A 15,862-nucleotide genomic window follows, 5' to 3' on the forward strand; every position below is an offset into this window, starting at 1 on the left:
TTAATATTTTTATATGTTGAGATACTTTTTTATAATTTTTTTTATTCCATCTATAGTTTTTGCAGAAATTGAAAATGCTAGAGATTTGATGGAAGCTGGAAAATTTCAAGAGGCTATGGAAGAGCTGATGCCAGCTGCTAGATCTGGGAACGCTGATGCTGAAGAACTTATTGGAATAATGTATGCAATGGGTCTTGGAGTTGAGCAAGACGATGTTAGAGCTTTTGAATGGTATCTTAGATCTTCGATGAAAGGTCATCCCGGTGCTCAATCGGGTGTTGGGTGGTATTATGAAATCGGTAGAGGACTTCCTGCTCCTGATCTTGTTAGAGCTTACATGTGGTATGGTTTGTCTGCTATTGGAGGCGATCCTGATGCTGCGATTTCTCAAGAAGAAGTTGTTAAAAAAATGACTCCTGAACAAATTGAAAAAGCGCATATACTTATTAAAGATTACAAAGCTTGGATTTATCCGTTTAGGTAATGAGGCGAATAATTAAATCCGCCCCATCATTAAATTAAGATTATAAGTCTTTGTCGTATGCACTTGATGCTTTTTTCTCAGCATCAGCAACTGCGCTTGTTAAAGCGTCAAAGATTTGTCCGCCACCTTTAACATTTGACTTAAACCAATCATAAACTGGACTAGCAGCTTTTTTGAAGCTAGCTTTTTGTGCTGGAGTTGGAACATATAAATCTCCACCGCCTGCTACAAAGTCTTCATATGCTTTGATTGATTTTCTTTTTGGAGATGCAAATGTTGCTTGTTGCAATGCATAAAATCCATCCGTAATAACTTTCTTAAGTTCTTTTGGCATAGATTGATATTTTGCATTGTTCATCCACCAAAGTGCTCCCATGTATGCATGGCCGTCTAAAGTAACATATTTTAGACCTGCATCTGGAAACTTCATGTTCATAATGTCAGTTATTCCATTTTTAGAACCTTCAACTACACCTGTTTGAAAAGATGTAAATAATTCTGGCCATGGAATAGGAGTTGGTGATGCACCTAAAGCTCTTACAAGCTCTTGAGGTAAGTCAGCTACAACAGTTCTGATTTTTAGACCTTTCATGTCTGATGGTTCTGCAACTCTTCTTTTAGTGTTAGCAAAATTTCTCCATCCACCAGTGTTTCCAATAGTCATTAATCTTATTGTATCGCCTGAATCTTTAAGAGCCATTTGTCTCATAGTTCTTACAAAATCACCTTGCATAACATCTTCAGCAATTCTGTCGTCTGCCATTAGGTATGGTAAATCTAAAACTTGAACATATGGGAATACACCAGCTGCTCCTCCAGAAGTAGAAATGTAAACGTCGATGCTTCCATCAGAAACACCTTGTAAACATTCTGCTCCTTTAGAACATAACTGTGTACCTACGAAAAGTTCTACAGATATTTTTCCATTTGATGCTGCTTCTACATAGTTTTTAAATACTACTGCACCATCATAGTCTTCATCTTGATCATTAGAGTTCATTGTCATTCTTAAGTTGTAATCAGCAGCTGAAACAGAAGCTGTAAAACTAATTAAGAATAATAATGAAAAGAATGATTTAATTATTTTACTCATTATTTTTTCCCTCTCTTTAAATATATATTTAAGTATAGAAACTATACCTAAATTGAACCTCAGTGTCTATTATCTAAAAATTAAAATTATTTTGCAAAACCCGTAAGTAAAGGAATGGTCATTGAGATTGACGGGAAGTAAGTAATTAAAAATATTACAATTGCTTCTACTGCTAAAAATGGCAATATTGCTTTTGATATAGTTTCAACTCTTTCACCAGAAACTGAGGATGCAACAAATAAAACTAAACCCATTGGTGGTGTTGCTAAACCAACAGTTAAGTTAACTGACATAATAATTGCAAAATGAACTGGATGTACACCTAATTCTACAAACACTGGTCCAAGTATTGGTCCTAAAATAATTATTGCAGGACCAGCATCTAAAAACATTCCAACAATAAATAGTAAAATATTAATCAGAAATAATAAAATATAAGGATTGTCAGTTAATCCTAAAACAAATTCAGCAAGATATTCTGGTGCATGAGATAAGCTAACAACTGTTTTAAAAGCCATTGCAGCACCAACCAAAAGCAATACTACGGATGAAACCATTGCGGCTTTTGTCATAACCTTTGGTACGTCTTTCCACTCTAAAGATTTTAAAACAAATAAACCAATAAACATTGCATAAGCAGCTGCAACTGCAGATGCTTCAGTTGGAGTAAAAATTCCTCCAAGTATACCTCCTAAAATTATAACAGGAGTCATTAATGGAAAAAAAGCTTTCAAAGAAGCTTTTCCTCTTTGTCTCCATGTTGTCTTTTTTGTTACGGCAGGAAAATTATATCTTTTAGCCATAAACTTGATTGTGACCATCAAACTAACACCAACTAAAATTCCAGGAATAATACCTGCTAGGAATAAGGCAGCTACGCTCTCTCCCATAACGTATGCGTAAATAATCATTATTCCTGAAGGTGGAATAATTGGACCAATTACTGAACTCGCTGCAGTAATTGCTGCTGAAAATTTTTTAGTATACCCTTGCTTCTCCATTGCAGGAATTAACATTGAACCAATTGCAGAAGTATCTGCAACTGCAGATCCAGATAAGCCAGCAAAAAGCATTGAAGTTAAGACGTTAACATGTGCCAAACCACCTTTTAAATGCCCCATCATCGCCTGGCTAAATTCTACTAATCTTTGAGTAATTCCTCCCCTATTCATTAGCTCACCAGCTAACATAAAAAAAGGTATTGCCATTAAAGGAAAACTATCAATTCCATTGTAAATATTTCTATAAAGCATTGCTCCATCTCTAGATTGATCATTTAGCCAAAGTAAAATTCCAGGAGCAGCCAACAATCCAAAAAATACTGGTAATCCAATTAATAAAAATAATAAAAATAAAGGGAGAAACCAAATTAACATTATTGTGTCTCCAATTTTTGTTTATCTAAATCTTCAGGTAATTCTAGTTTTGTAAAATTACTCAAAAAATTTCTTAAAATTAACTCTATGTTTACTGATATCAAAAAAACAATTCCAACAGGTAACGACATATACATCCAAGCTAATTTTATTGGCTCTGCTTTGCCGCCAATTAAATTAAATGGAATTTTGATTGAAGCTGAATTAAATATCCATCCAGCATTAATGTGTTTCAAACCTAATTCAAGTCCAATGATCAAAACAAATAAAGATATGATTAATAAAAATAAGGTTAAAAAAGTTGATATAATTTTAGGTAAAAATCTTTCCAGCATATCAATTGAGACAAAACCACCCCATCTATAAGCTGAAGGAGCAATTAACCCTGTCATCCATAGCATTAAAAATCTCGCAACTTCATCAGGCCAAGGTAATGCGTTGTTGAGAACATATCTAAAAAAAACCTGGATCATAATTACGACAACCATTAAAAAAATTGCGATCCATGCAAATTGTCTTCCAATTCTTAGAAAAAAAGTATTTATCTTTTCAAGAAAGTTAAAAATATAAAGTAGAGTTTTTATAGTTAAATTCACAACTAAATTTATTTTAATAAGAAAATAATTACAACTTTTTAAAAAACTATTTTACATTGTTGGATATTTTTCGTATTAGAAAAGCCTTCAACAGAAAAGCTTAAATAAAATTATGAGTAATAAAAAGAAAATTCTAGTTATCCAAAAAGTTCATGATAAAGGCATGGAATTAATTAATAACCATCCAGATTTTGATGTAGAGGTAACTGACGATGTTTCAGTAGAAAACTTAAAGGCTAAAATAAAAGATTGTGATGGTGCTTCAATTAGAATAGCAAAACTACCAGGTGAGGTAATTAACGAAGCCAAAAATCTTAAAATAATATCTAGACATGGAGTTGGCTACGATAATATTGATTTAAAAACAGCTAAAGAAAGAGATATCAAAATTGCTATTACAGCTAATGCAAATGCAGTTACAGTTGCAGAGCATGTTATGTTTGTCTTGCTAAATATTGCAAAAAGAAGAGAGCTTTATCATACAACGGTTAAAGAAGGTAATTTTAAGGATAGAAATAAATTACCCAAGACTATTGAGGTATGGAAAAAAAATTTCCTAATTATGGGATTTGGCAGAATCGGTAAAGCACTTATTAAAAGATGTTTAGGATTTGAAATGAATGTTTTTGTCTACGATCCATTTGTAGATAAAGATACAATAGAGAAGCTTGGTGGAAAAAAAGTTGATAATCTTGAAGAAGCAGTAAAAACCATGGATGTAATTTCTTTACATATGCCTTTAACAGAAAAAACAGAAAATCTTATTAATTACGATTTGCTTAAAACGATGAAGAAAAACTGTATCATCATTAATGCCGCTAGAGGTGGAATTATTCATGAGGAAGATCTTGATAAGGCTTTAAATGAAGATTTAATATTTGGAGCAGGAATTGATGTATTTAAACAAGAACCACCCGAAAATGATAATCCTCTTTTAAAAAATGAAAAAGTTTACTTAAGCCCACATACCGCAGCATTTACTGATGAATGTATGACAAGAATGGGCGTAGAAACAATTCAAAATATAATTGATTATTTCGATGATACTTTGGAAAAATCAAAAATTGTAAGACTGTAGTAAGAAATTAATCTTAAAGTTTAGGTTTATTTTTTATTGAAAGTTAATTTTTGTAAATCTCAATACCACTAAGATTTAAAGTTTCAGTAAGATACTTGTATCCTATTTTTGCATATTCAAATGGATTTGCTTTTGCAGGGTCTTGTTCTGCTTCTACTACTAACCATCCAGAATATTTTTTTTCTTTCAACACATCGAATAAAGGTTTGTAATCAATACATCCATCACCTGGAACTGTAAATGCACCCTCTAAAAATGCTGCTCTAAAACTTAAGTCTTCTTTTAAAGATTTTTCTAAAACACTTTTTCTAATATCCTTGCAATGTATATGAATTAATCTTTCGCTAAAGTCTTTTAATATTTTTAACGAGTTTCCCTGAGCAAATAACATGTGACCGGTATCTAATGTAAGTTTTACGCTATCATGAGTGTTCTCAAGCAATCTTACTGTATCCTCTTCAGTCTCTATTACTGTTCCCATATGATGATGATAAGCAAGCGGCATACCTTCATCTTCAAGATATTTTCCCATTTCTGAAATTTTTTCATAGTATTTTTTAGACTCTTCAAAATCCATTTGAGGTCTAGTAGATAGTTTTCGATTTGGATCCCCTTGAATAGAACCAGAAACTTCAGCAAAAACCATGCAAGGTGAATTACAATCTTTAAAAAGTTTTAACTGATCTTGAATAACTTTTTTTTCTTCATTAACACTATTTGTTCTTAAATTAGCTCCATACCAACCTGAGCAAAGATTTAGATTAAATTCATTAAGTTTAGGAATTAATTCTTCTGATTTTTTTGGAAATTTACCACCAGACTCAATTCCAATAAATCCTGCCTGACTAGCTTCAGACAAACATTGTTCTAAAGGAGTATCACCACCCAATTCTGGCATATCATCATTACTCCATGCAATTGGTGCAATTCCTAATTTTACTGTCATACAAATTATTTAAAATTTAAATTCTTTTAGAATATGATGTTTTGTGCATCAAGAAAATTATATTTGAAATTGATGTTTAATTCATCATTAAAAATGTTTCTTGATTTTGTTTTTTAATTCTGTTCTATATTCCTATGCTTAATTTTTCTTTGATGGGTGCGGGAAGAATTGGAAAAATGCATGCTAAATTTATAGCATCTCATCCCAAAGCAAAATTAAAATACATATATGACGTTAATTCTCAATTTGCTGAAGAAGTAGCAAAATCAACAGGATGCTCAATTGCATCTTCACCAGAGGAAGCAATAAATTCAGATGATGTAGATGCAGTTCTTATAGCTTCTGCAACACCAACTCATACACAATTTATTACTATGGCAGCAAAAGCAGGAAAGGCAATTTTTTGTGAAAAGCCAATTGATTTAGATATTAATAAAGTAAATGAATGCATGGAAAATATAAAAGGAATAAACGTTCCTATCCAAATTGGCTTTAATAGAAGATTTGATGCCAGCCATGCAAAGGCACAACAAGCAAGAATAAAAAAAGAAATTGGCGAATTGGAAATGGTTGTTATCACAAGTAGAGATCCTGAGCCTCCAGGCATTGACTATTTAAAAGCTGCCGGAGGATTCTTTAGAGACACCACTATCCATGATTTTGATTTAACTAGATTTATTTTAGGGGACGATCCTGTGGTTCAAATATCCGCATTTGGAGATGCTTTGTTTGATAAAAATGCACAGCAGGAAAAAGATCTAGATACCGCAATGTTTATTTTAAAATCAAAAAAAGGTGTTTTAATACATATTAATAACTCTCGAAGAGCAGTTTATGGATACGATCAAAGATTAGAAGTATTTGGAAGTAAAGGTATGGTAATTTCAAACAATCAAACCCCCACTTCTTTAGAAAGATACACAAGCACTTCAACAAATGAAAAAGAGCCCATACATTTCTTTTTTATTGAAAGATACGAGCAAGCTTACAGAGATCAATTTAACGAGTTTGTAAAATGTGTTGAAGATAAAACAAAACCATTAGTTGGATTTGAGGATGGTCGAAATGCTTTAATAATTGCCAATGCTGCCTATGAATCGTTTGAAAGTGGCAAAGTAATAGATGTAAAATTCTAAAATGAGTATTCTTTCTTTAAATAATATTGAAAAAAATTTTGGAGCTATACAGGCTTTAACGGGAGTTAGTTTTGATATTAAAGAAGCCGAAACCGTAGGATTAATGGGAGATAATGGAGCAGGTAAATCTACACTGTTAAAAATTATAGCTGGTAATTTTAAACCCTCAGGTGGTGAAATAAAGTTTGAAAATAATACTGTGTCATTTGAAAAACCAATAGATGCAAGAAAATCTGGTATAGAGGTAGTTTATCAAGACTTAGCTCTTTGTAATCATTTAACTGCAGCATCTAATGTGTTTTTAGGTAGAGAGATACAAAAAGGTATTTGGCCATTTAAATATTTGGATTATCCAGCAATGTTTAAAAAATCTTCTGAATTATTTGAGGAACTTAAATCTGAAACTCGGCCAAAAGATCTAGTTATGCAAATGTCTGGAGGACAAAGACAGGCTGTGGCAATTGCAAGAACAAGGCTTACAAATCCTAAATTAGTTTTAATGGATGAACCCACTGCAGCAATTAGTGTTAGACAGGTTGCTGAAGTATTAGATCTTATAAAAAGATTAAAAGATCAAGGAATAGCTGTAATGTTAATTAGTCACAGAATGCCAGATATATTTGAAGTATGTGACAAGCTAGTAGTATTAAGACGAGGTGAAAAAGTTTGTGAAAAAAATATAAAAGATTCTTCTACAGAAGAAGCAACAGGCTTAATTACAGGGGCAATAGATAAAGTATGAGTTCAGTAAAATTTAATCAGGAAATAATCTCCAAGACAGAAAAAAATTTATTTCAAAAACTTGTTTCTGAACAATCTTTTTGGGTAACAATAGCTTTATTTGGGATTTGTTTTATTATGTTTTTTGTAGAAGATGCTTTTTCTAGCAAAGATAATCTTTTTAATATTACACGAAACTTTTCTTTCATCGGAATAATGGCAATTGGAATGACATTTGTGATTATTACAGCTGGGATAGACTTGTCAGTTGGGTCAATTATGGGTGTCACAGGAGTTATATGTGGTTTATTTTTGGATGCTCAATTTTTACCTGAATGGTATTCCAAAGCTTCATATTTTGAAGGAGTATACGTTTGGGTATCAATAATTTTAGCTTTACTTGCAGGTACTTTAATTGGTGCAGTAAATGGATATTTAATTGCTTATCTTAAACTTTCTCCATTTGTGGTCACTTTAGGAATGATGGCTGCAGCGAGAAGTTTAGCTTTAGTGGTTTCAAACAATAAAATGTTTTATGAATTTGGACCTAAAGATGAAATGTTTTATGAAATTGGAGGAGGTTCAATGCTAGGTCTTGCTAATGCAACTTGGTTATTAATATTTCTTACAATAGTTATGGGTTTAGTATTGAAATATACCTCCTACGGCAAACATGTTTTTGCAGTTGGTAGCAATAAAAAGGCGGCTGAATTATCTGGAATTAATACAAGATGGATTGAAATGTCCGTATACATGATCAGTGGATTATTTGCTGCAATTTCTGCGGTTATGATAGTTGGATGGATGGGGTCAGTAACTAATGCTTTAGGTTACACTTATGAGTTAAGAGTAATTGCTGCAACAGTCATAGGTGGTGCTAACTTAATGGGCGGTGTTGGTGGCACTTTTGGAGCATTTATTGGTGCTGCATTAATGGAAACAATTAGAAACAGCCTTCTAATGGCTGGAATTGACCCTTACTGGCAAGGAACGTTTTTAGGTATATTTATCGTGGGTGCAGTTTGGTTAGAAAAAGTTAAAAATAAAAAGAATTAGTTAATAAACTTTCTTATCCATACAATTATATCTATTGAAAATTAATATATCTGAAAAAAAAGAATTTTGATTACCTGGATTTTTTTCAAAATCTAAAATTTTATCAAATGCAACTTTGATTTCTAATTCAACATCATGGCCTATAACAAAATCCATTTTATTATTTTCTAAAAGATTTCTAGAATTTTTATTTAGTTCATGACCTACAAATACAATATGATCTTTTACATTCATTTCACTAATTGCTTTTGAGACACCTAAATTTCCTCCAGCAATATTATAAATTCCTAACGGTGGTCCATTTTCTTTAATATATTTTTTTACATATTTGTAACTTTGTTCCGATGTATCTAAATTAAAAACACTTTCTTTGATTTTAAGATTTGGAAATTCTGATCTTAATACTTTTCTAAAACCTAGTTCTCTTTCTTGTTGACACCTGTATGGCATACTCATAACCATCAAAATTGAACCTAATCTTTTCCCAACATTTTTTCCAATTATATTTGCAGCAGTAGATCCAGCATTAGACTGATTATTACCTATATAAGCTGTTCTGCTCAAATTTGGAAAATCAGTGGTTAATGTAATCACAGGTTTTCCTTCACTTATAATTTTACTTAGCTCGTTAATTATATTTTGGTCCTCTTGAGAAACTATAATCACTGCATCAAAACTTGCAGTTTCTCTTAAAATTTTAACAAATTGAATAGGTTTAAATTCTTTTGCAGGAATAAAATGTTTTATCAAATTAAACTTATAAATTTCATTATTAATATTATCTAAACTCTCCTCAAGAGTCTTGTTGTACGAAGGTCCTGATTGACAACAAATTAAAATATTTTTAGTTTGATTTTTATTATTTCCGTTTTGAAGGTTATTTAAAATATTTAAGATTTTATCTTTAGTTTTTTTACTCACCCCTTTTCTGTTATTCAAAACTCTATCTACTGTAGCTGTACCATATCCTGATTCGTCAGAAATTTTCTTTATAGAAACATTTTTCCAATGATTTTTCATGTAAACATCGTATCATGAACTGATGTAAAATCAATCATTTGATGTATCACTTTTTAGTTGAATCACATCATTTTACTTGAATCGTAGACTCATTCTAAATAGTATTTGTTAAATAAATTAACTAACTAAGAGAGAGAGAAATATGAGAAAAACAATAATTGCAATGTTAGCATTTATTTTTGTATCAATTTCTGGAATTTCATATGCAGCTGATAAAGTTTTTGCATTAGTTCCAAAAGCTATGAACAACCCGTTTTTTGATTTGGCGAGAGATGGTTGTAAAGTTGCTGAGAAAGAAATTGGTGGGATAGAATGTTTATACATTGGACCTGGAGAGCATACTGAGCAAGAACAAGTTCAAATTGTTCAAGATTTAATAGCTAAAGGTGTTGATGGAATTGCTGTTGCATCTTCTAACGCAGCTGCAATGGCAAAAGCTGTTAAAGGAACAGATATTCCAATCATTACTTGGGACTCAGATCTTTTAACTAAAGATGCTGGTTTAAGAGCAGCTTATGTTGGAACAAAAAACTATGACATTGGTGTATACCTTGCACAAATCGTTATGATGTTAAAACCTAACGGTGGTGAAATTTGTATACAATCTGGTGGTGCTGCAGCTGCAAACCACAATGAAAGAATGTCAGGTATAAGAGATACTATTGCTGGAAGAGCAGATTCAGGAACTTATCCTAGTGCGGCTCTTAAAGGTGAAAATGGATGGACTGAAGCTAGCGGATGTCCTTTGTACACGAATGACGATTTCCCTCTTTCTGTACAGCAGATGGAAGATATCTTTGCGAAACATCCTAACCTAACTGCATTTGTACCAACTGGAGGTTTTCCTCAATTCGTATCTAAAGCTTTTAGAAGAGTTACTGAAAAGCATGCAGATAGAATTAGTTCTATGAAAACTGCAGTAGTAATTGCAGATACTCTTCCTATGCAAATGGAAGATTTAGATGCTGGAAGAACTCATGGTCAAGTAGGTCAACAGCCATATATGATGGGCTACAAAGCTATGTATGTTCTTAAAGACATAGTAGATGGTAAAGCATTAAAATTTGACAACCCATCACTAAAAGCAATCTATACAGGTCTTGATGTTTGTATGAAGCCAAACATTGGATCTTGTATTGCAGGATAAAATCATTATTCTTCTTAAAAGTTTCTAAGCCCAATTTTATATTGGGCTTAGTTATCTGTACAAATTAAAATTTTATGACTAATAAATATATATCTGATCAAGCTAACCAGTTTAAAAATAAAATAATAATTGTAACAGGAAGTACTCAAGGTAGTGGAGCTGAGACAGCAAAATTACTTGCAAGTAGAGGTGCCAAAGGAGTAACTATCTGTGGTAGGAATAGTGATAAAGGAAATAAAGTAAAATCTGAAATAGAAAGTATAGGCGCGGAATGCTTATACGTTCAAGCAGATTTAGAAAAACTTGAAGATTGTAAAAAAATAGTTTCTGAGACTGATAAAAAATTCAATACTGTAGATAGTTTTATTAATGTTGCTGCTTTTACAGAAAGAGGAACGATCTTAAGCACAACAGAGGAGAATTATGACAAAAATTTTAATGTAAATGTAAAAGCTCCACTTTTTATGATGCAAGACGTTATAAAAATAATGATTAGAGATAAAAAAAAAGGAACTATTGCTCATATTTTATCAATGGCCGGATATAGTGGTATGCCTTTCTTAACCGCTTACAGCTCTTCTAAAGCAGCATTAGCTATAATGATTAAAAATGTTGCAAATTCAGTATCTGGGCACCAAATAAGAGTGAATGGTGTAAATTTAGGTTGGACAGATACGCCAGCAGAAACAGTAATTCAAAAAAAATTTCATAATGCAGATGATGACTGGCTAAAAAAAGCTGAAGCCAAAGTTCCATTTAAAAGATTAAACAAACCTTTGGATGTTGCTAAGATCTTAGCTTTCTTGTGCTCAGATGAGTCGGGTATTATGACTGGAAGTATTGTTGATTTTGATCAAACAGTTGCAGGATGGCATTCTTATTCAGCATATGACACTAAGATTTTAGATGAAAGCATTTTGGGAGAGTGAACCTAATTTATAATAACTTATGAAAGTTATTGATTCACATCAACATTTTTGGGATCCTTCAAGGGGTGATTATCATTGGATGCCAAAAGACAATCCAATATTAAATCAAAAATATGAAGTTAAAGATTTAATTCAAGTTTCTGACTCAATAGATTTACACAAAACTGTTTTAGTTCAAGCTGCAGCAACTAATGCAGAAACTGAATATATGTTAAATATTGCTGAAGGTTCTGATTTAGTTTGTGGAGTTATTGGTTGGGTGAATTTTGAAGACCAAAATCAATTAGAACAATTAAAAATTTTCTCAAAACATCCTAAATTTCTTGGAGTAAGACCTATGATACAAGATATTCCAGATGAAAATTGGGTTTTAAATAAAAATTTTGATACTTTTTTTAAAAATATAATTAATTTAGATTTAAGCTTTGATGCACTAGGATTTCCAGTGCACCTAGAAAATTTTTACAAAATTGCTACAAAATATCCTTCTCTAAGATTTATCATAGATCATTTAATGAAACCAAAAATCTGTAATAATAAACAAGAAGAATTTATTCATTGGCAAAAAGGTATGAACAAATTATCTAAGCTAGAAAATGTATATTGTAAATTTTCTGGAATGGTCACAGAAGCCTGCGAAAATTGGACTGAGCAAGATCTAAAACCATATGTAGATGAGATATTAAATCTATTTACTGATAAAAAAATTTTGTGGGGATCTGATTGGCCTGTCTGTAACTTAAGAACAAATTATTCAGGATGGTATAATGCAGCAACAAATTTACTTAAAGATTTAAGTATAGATGAAAAACAAAACATCTTTTATAATAATGCAAAAAAGTTTTATAAACTTAAAATATAATTTATGAAAAAAAATAAAATCAAAGATACTGGCGTTGAAGTCACTGAATTGAGTTTTGGAACCTCCTCTTTAGGTAGTATGCCAGATACTTACGGTTATGAAGTACCTGAACAAAGAGCTCAGGAAACACTAAAAAGATTTTTTCAAGGTCCTGTAAATATGCTTGATACATCAAGAAATTATGCAATGGGAGAGAGTGAAAAAAGAATTGGTATGGCAATAAAAGAAAATGGTGGGTGGCCAGAAAAATTTGTCTTATCAACTAAGATCGATAGAAATATGGATACATTAGTTCTTGATAAAAAAAGAACAAGGGAGTCTGTTGAAGAAAGTTTAAAAGCTTTAAACGTTGATTCTGTAGATGTATTATTTCTTCATGACCCAGAATATGTAAAAGATATTAATGACGTAACTAAAAAAGATGGGGCATTGGATGAATTGTTTAAAATTAAAGAAGAAGGTTTGGCAAAAGCAGTTGGTTTAGCAATGGGAAGAATAGATATTATGTTCCCTATCTTAAAAAAGTGGGACTTTGATGTCATAATAAATCACAACAGATACACTTTGTTAAATAGAGAAGCAGATGAAATGTACAGTTATGCTCATAGTAAAAATATATCTATTTTCAACGCTGCCCCTTACGCAGGTGGTGTTTTGGCAAAAGGTCCAAGTAATTTTAAAAAAATAACTTATCAGGATGCTACTGAAGAAAAACTTGCACCTGCTAAAGCAATAGAAAAAGTTTGTAAGAAATATAATGTTGAAATGGGTGCTGCAGCTTTACAATTTTCTATGAAAGATAAAAGAATAACATCTACCATTTGTGGTGTTACTAGTGTTCAGAGTATTGAAAAAAATATTTCTTGGGCTGAAACAGATATACCAGAAGAATTTTGGAATGAAGTTTTAAAATTACCTTACTCAACCAAAGATCCAGAGGCTGAGAGGACATATACTCCAGGCTAAATTTTAAAAAAATTTAAGACAAATAGATTTTATAATTAATTTGAATTAATTGCATAAAGGGTTGGAAACATTTTACCACTTAAATCATCACCGTTTTTATATCCATTAGCTTCCATAATTGATCTTTCTTCTCTAGCCCAATCACCTCTATAAATTATTTTTGAATTTTCTTTTGCCATTCTAAGTGTAAATCTGTTTATGTCTGATTTTGGAGTAGTTTCGTATAAAGCTCCATGCAAAGTCCTAATATCAAAATATACACAATCTCCTACTTCTAAATCCCATTCTAAAAACTCATAATTTTCTTTATTAGAAATTATATCTGGGGTTAATTCGTACTTAACACCATTCACAACTCCTTCTGCTCCATCGACTTTATGACCGTCTTTAAAACGAGTTCTTAGAAATAATTTATCCCACAAATGAGAGCCTTTTATCCAGGCTATAGAATCTTCTTTTCTTACTGGTTCAAGAGGTATCCACAAAACACACATGGAACCTTCAAAATCAAAATAAGAAATATCATGATGAAATGGTGGTTTAGATGTAGAGCCAGCTTCTCTAAAAAACCAATTATCCATTACTAAATTAATCTGCTTAGCATCTAGTAATTCAGAGGCAATTTTAGCTGTAGGTGAATTAAAAACAAAATTTTCAAATTCTTTATGTAAGTTCCATGTCCAAAAATCCTCTAAATAACAAGGTAAATTTGGATCTGTGGTATGATTAGTAAACCTGGGGCTTGGATTATTTTTTGCTTTATTTATTCCAGATCTTAAAAGCTCAATCCATTTGATATCAAATTTATTTCTTAAAAATACCGCTCCATCTCTTTTAAATAGTTTGATCTCATTATCATTTAAAATTTGACTCATAGATTATTTAAGAAATAATACTCAATATATCATATGAATATTCTCAAAGATAGTTTTGGGCGGAGGTTTCCATACATAAGATTGTCAATATCTGATGTGTGTAATTTTAAATGTGGCTACTGTTTACCTGATGGTTATAAGATAGATAAAAGTGATAACAGAACCTTTATCACTAAAGAAGAAATTGGAAGACTTGCAAAAGCTTTATCAGAATTAGGTGTGTCTAAAATAAGATTAACTGGAGGAGAGCCTACAGTTAGAAAAGATTTTTTGGATATAATTAAAATAATTAAAAAAAATTCAGGTATTAAAAAAACTGTAATTACTACTAATGGATATCACTTAGATAGAATTGCAGATGATTTAAATAAGAGTGGTCTTGATGGTATAAATATAAGTATTGATAGTCTTGATCCAAAGACTTTTAGAAAAATTACTGGACATGATAGATTAAATGAAATTTTAGAAGGAATTAAAAAATTACAAAAACTAAATTTTAAAAATATTAAAGTTAATGCTGTCCTTCTTAAAGGCGTTAATGATAAAGAAGAAGATTTTAAAAGTTGGGCTAATTTTATAAAAAATAATCAAATTGATTTTAGATATATAGAATTAATGCAAACTGGAGATAATTTAGATTATTTTAATCAGTATCATGTGTCTGCAAATAAATTTACAGATTATTTAAATAATAATAATTGGGTAATTCAAACATTTGGTAAAGATGCTGGTCCTTCCAAGAATTATATAAATCCTGAATACAAAGGAAAATTTGGTGTTATTGCACCCTACTCAAAAGATTTTTGTAAGAGTTGTAATAGACTAAGAATAACTGCTAAAGGTGATTTAAGATTGTGTTTATTTGGAAATACTGGAATAAATATTAGACACTTGATGCAAAGAGATGACCAAACTGAAGAACTGAAAGATTTAATTTTGAAACAATTAAATTATAAAAAAGAATCTCACTATCTTGAAATAGGGGAAACAGGATTAACAAAAAATCTATCAACAACAGGTGGATAAGATGAAAAATTTAAAGATTGTAACTAACAATGACTTAAAAAACTGGGCAAAAGAAATTTTTGAAAAAAATTCATTTAAAATGATTGATGTTTCTGAAAAAAAAGAAACATTCCGTAGAGCTTTGGCATCAGGAAAAATTTATGTTGGCAAAGAGGTGTTTGAACTTATTAAAAGTAAAAAGATGCCTAAGGGTGATCCAATTACTTTAGCAGAAGTTTCGGCGGTATTAGGTGTTAAAAAAACAAGTGAATTAATACCTTTGTGTCATCCTCTTCCAATAGATCATACGGCTACTAAAATCATAATGAATGAAGAAGATAGTTCACTAGAAGTATACTGTGTGGTTTCCGCTTATGCCAAAACAGGTGTGGAGATGGAAGCAATAATGGGTGTAAATGCAGCTCTGATTACAATTTACGATTTAAGCAAAATTGTAAATCCTCATCTAAAAATAGATAATGTAAAATTATTAATTAAAGAAGGTGGAAAAACTGGATTATGGAAAAATCCAGATGGACTTCCGAATTTTTTAAAAGATTTTTTCTAAACTTT

Annotated in this window: 17 protein-coding genes; 11 read left to right on the forward strand and 6 right to left on the reverse strand. The window is 31.2% G+C overall.

Features of this window, described 5'->3' with window-relative positions; all coding sequences use genetic code 11:
• Positions 1-13 precede the first annotated feature (13 nt).
• Entirely contained in the window at positions 14-484 is a 471-nt protein-coding gene (locus ACTTAY_RS02690) for a tetratricopeptide repeat protein (protein WP_262589483.1), read from the forward strand.
• 40 nt (positions 485-524) lie between these two features.
• On the opposite strand, the gene ACTTAY_RS02695 is transcribed toward ACTTAY_RS02690, so the two are convergent.
• The 3 genes from ACTTAY_RS02695 to ACTTAY_RS02705 all read right to left on the reverse strand — a co-directional run bounded on the left by ACTTAY_RS02695 (position 525) and on the right by ACTTAY_RS02705 (position 3,549).
• Positions 525-1,577 (reverse strand): TRAP transporter substrate-binding protein, encoded by a 1,053-nt coding sequence (locus ACTTAY_RS02695; protein ID WP_262589484.1) that lies wholly within the window; start codon positions 1,575-1,577, stop codon positions 525-527.
• A gap of 86 nt (positions 1,578-1,663) precedes the next feature.
• Positions 1,664-2,953, reverse strand: coding sequence for a TRAP transporter large permease (locus tag ACTTAY_RS02700; RefSeq protein ID WP_440618623.1), 1,290 nt, complete (start codon positions 2,951-2,953; stop codon positions 1,664-1,666).
• Complete coding sequence (locus ACTTAY_RS02705; RefSeq protein WP_440614590.1) at positions 2,953-3,549, reverse strand: TRAP transporter small permease; 597 nt, start codon at positions 3,547-3,549, stop codon at positions 2,953-2,955. The genes ACTTAY_RS02700 and ACTTAY_RS02705 overlap by 1 nt, the downstream gene beginning before the upstream one ends.
• Positions 3,550-3,661: 112 nt before the next feature.
• Between ACTTAY_RS02705 and ACTTAY_RS02710 the strand changes: the two genes are divergently transcribed.
• Positions 3,662-4,627 (forward strand): hydroxyacid dehydrogenase, encoded by a 966-nt coding sequence (locus tag ACTTAY_RS02710; protein ID WP_262589488.1) that lies wholly within the window; start codon positions 3,662-3,664, stop codon positions 4,625-4,627.
• Between the two features lie 43 nt (positions 4,628-4,670).
• On the opposite strand, the gene iolE is transcribed toward ACTTAY_RS02710, so the two are convergent.
• The gene (iolE, locus tag ACTTAY_RS02715; protein ID WP_440672256.1) at positions 4,671-5,573 is read right to left on the reverse strand and encodes a myo-inosose-2 dehydratase; all 903 of its coding nucleotides are present in this window, start codon (positions 5,571-5,573) and stop codon (positions 4,671-4,673) included.
• A gap of 134 nt (positions 5,574-5,707) precedes the next feature.
• Here iolE and iolG point away from each other — a divergent pair, with 134 nt between their 5' ends.
• From iolG to ACTTAY_RS02730, 3 genes are read left to right on the forward strand one after another with little or no spacing between them, the layout of a single operon-like run.
• A complete protein-coding gene (gene iolG, locus ACTTAY_RS02720) occupies positions 5,708-6,709 on the forward strand; it encodes an inositol 2-dehydrogenase (RefSeq protein WP_440672257.1) in 1,002 nt (333 codons plus the stop codon).
• Position 6,710: 1 nt separating this feature from the next.
• Positions 6,711-7,451 carry an ATP-binding cassette domain-containing protein gene (locus ACTTAY_RS02725; protein WP_440672258.1) on the forward strand — a complete coding sequence of 247 codons (741 nt, stop codon included), beginning with the start codon at positions 6,711-6,713 and terminating at the stop codon, positions 7,449-7,451.
• Positions 7,448-8,485 carry an ABC transporter permease gene (locus ACTTAY_RS02730; RefSeq protein ID WP_440672259.1) on the forward strand — a complete coding sequence of 346 codons (1,038 nt, stop codon included), beginning with the start codon at positions 7,448-7,450 and terminating at the stop codon, positions 8,483-8,485. The genes ACTTAY_RS02725 and ACTTAY_RS02730 overlap by 4 nt, the downstream gene beginning before the upstream one ends.
• On the opposite strand, the gene ACTTAY_RS02735 is transcribed toward ACTTAY_RS02730, so the two are convergent.
• Positions 8,486-9,505: a LacI family DNA-binding transcriptional regulator gene (locus tag ACTTAY_RS02735; protein ID WP_440672260.1), complete on the reverse strand. Its 1,020-nt coding sequence runs from the start codon at positions 9,503-9,505 to the stop codon at positions 8,486-8,488. It lies immediately after the preceding gene.
• 142 nt (positions 9,506-9,647) lie between these two features.
• Here ACTTAY_RS02735 and ACTTAY_RS02740 point away from each other — a divergent pair, with 142 nt between their 5' ends.
• The 4 genes from ACTTAY_RS02740 to ACTTAY_RS02755 all read left to right on the forward strand — a co-directional run bounded on the left by ACTTAY_RS02740 (position 9,648) and on the right by ACTTAY_RS02755 (position 13,409).
• Positions 9,648-10,652: a substrate-binding domain-containing protein gene (locus tag ACTTAY_RS02740; RefSeq protein ID WP_440672261.1), complete on the forward strand. Its 1,005-nt coding sequence runs from the start codon at positions 9,648-9,650 to the stop codon at positions 10,650-10,652.
• A 74-nt stretch (positions 10,653-10,726) separates the two neighbouring features.
• Positions 10,727-11,581, forward strand: coding sequence for an SDR family oxidoreductase (locus ACTTAY_RS02745; protein ID WP_440672262.1), 855 nt, complete (start codon positions 10,727-10,729; stop codon positions 11,579-11,581).
• Between the two features lie 19 nt (positions 11,582-11,600).
• Complete coding sequence (locus ACTTAY_RS02750) at positions 11,601-12,443, forward strand: amidohydrolase family protein (protein WP_440651176.1); 843 nt, start codon at positions 11,601-11,603, stop codon at positions 12,441-12,443.
• Positions 12,444-12,446: 3 nt separating this feature from the next.
• A complete protein-coding gene (locus ACTTAY_RS02755) occupies positions 12,447-13,409 on the forward strand; it encodes an aldo/keto reductase (RefSeq protein WP_440672263.1) in 963 nt (320 codons plus the stop codon).
• 35 nt (positions 13,410-13,444) lie between these two features.
• Here the strand turns inward: ACTTAY_RS02755 and ACTTAY_RS02760 are convergent, their stop codons facing one another.
• Positions 13,445-14,284: a phytanoyl-CoA dioxygenase family protein gene (locus ACTTAY_RS02760; protein WP_440672264.1), complete on the reverse strand. Its 840-nt coding sequence runs from the start codon at positions 14,282-14,284 to the stop codon at positions 13,445-13,447.
• A gap of 33 nt (positions 14,285-14,317) precedes the next feature.
• Between ACTTAY_RS02760 and moaA the strand changes: the two genes are divergently transcribed.
• Together moaA and moaC are read left to right on the forward strand one after the other, a co-directional pair.
• Positions 14,318-15,310, forward strand: a complete 993-nt coding sequence (gene moaA, locus ACTTAY_RS02765; RefSeq protein WP_440672265.1) for a GTP 3',8-cyclase MoaA — start codon at positions 14,318-14,320, stop codon at positions 15,308-15,310.
• A gap of 1 nt (position 15,311) precedes the next feature.
• The gene (gene moaC, locus ACTTAY_RS02770) at positions 15,312-15,857 is read left to right on the forward strand and encodes a cyclic pyranopterin monophosphate synthase MoaC (protein ID WP_440672266.1); all 546 of its coding nucleotides are present in this window, start codon (positions 15,312-15,314) and stop codon (positions 15,855-15,857) included.
• Positions 15,858-15,862: the final 5 nt, after the last annotated feature.

Source organism: Candidatus Pelagibacter sp. HIMB1715, assembly GCF_052047595.1.
GTDB lineage: Bacteria > Pseudomonadota > Alphaproteobacteria > Pelagibacterales > Pelagibacteraceae > Pelagibacter.

Bases quoted from the DNA above. Each gene is read 5' to 3' on its own strand.
- ACTTAY_RS02735 (WP_440672260.1), bottom strand. From the start codon at position 9,505: ATGAAAAATCATTGGAAAAATGTTTCTATAAAGAAAATTTCTGACGAA.
- ACTTAY_RS02750 (WP_440651176.1), top strand. From the start codon at position 11,601: ATGAAAGTTATTGATTCACATCAACATTTTTGGGATCCTTCAAGGGGT.
- ACTTAY_RS02745 (WP_440672262.1), top strand. From the start codon at position 10,727: ATGACTAATAAATATATATCTGATCAAGCTAACCAGTTTAAAAATAAA.
- moaC (WP_440672266.1), top strand. From the start codon at position 15,312: ATGAAAAATTTAAAGATTGTAACTAACAATGACTTAAAAAACTGGGCA.
- ACTTAY_RS02755 (WP_440672263.1), top strand. From the start codon at position 12,447: ATGAAAAAAAATAAAATCAAAGATACTGGCGTTGAAGTCACTGAATTG.
- iolE (WP_440672256.1), bottom strand. From the start codon at position 5,573: ATGACAGTAAAATTAGGAATTGCACCAATTGCATGGAGTAATGATGAT.
- ACTTAY_RS02700 (WP_440618623.1), bottom strand. From the start codon at position 2,953: ATGTTAATTTGGTTTCTCCCTTTATTTTTATTATTTTTATTAATTGGA.
- ACTTAY_RS02760 (WP_440672264.1), bottom strand. From the start codon at position 14,284: ATGAGTCAAATTTTAAATGATAATGAGATCAAACTATTTAAAAGAGAT.
- ACTTAY_RS02710 (WP_262589488.1), top strand. From the start codon at position 3,662: ATGAGTAATAAAAAGAAAATTCTAGTTATCCAAAAAGTTCATGATAAA.
- moaA (WP_440672265.1), top strand. From the start codon at position 14,318: ATGAATATTCTCAAAGATAGTTTTGGGCGGAGGTTTCCATACATAAGA.
- ACTTAY_RS02725 (WP_440672258.1), top strand. From the start codon at position 6,711: ATGAGTATTCTTTCTTTAAATAATATTGAAAAAAATTTTGGAGCTATA.
- iolG (WP_440672257.1), top strand. From the start codon at position 5,708: ATGCTTAATTTTTCTTTGATGGGTGCGGGAAGAATTGGAAAAATGCAT.
- ACTTAY_RS02740 (WP_440672261.1), top strand. From the start codon at position 9,648: ATGAGAAAAACAATAATTGCAATGTTAGCATTTATTTTTGTATCAATT.
- ACTTAY_RS02730 (WP_440672259.1), top strand. From the start codon at position 7,448: ATGAGTTCAGTAAAATTTAATCAGGAAATAATCTCCAAGACAGAAAAA.
- ACTTAY_RS02695 (WP_262589484.1), bottom strand. From the start codon at position 1,577: ATGAGTAAAATAATTAAATCATTCTTTTCATTATTATTCTTAATTAGT.
- ACTTAY_RS02690 (WP_262589483.1), top strand. From the start codon at position 14: ATGTTGAGATACTTTTTTATAATTTTTTTTATTCCATCTATAGTTTTT.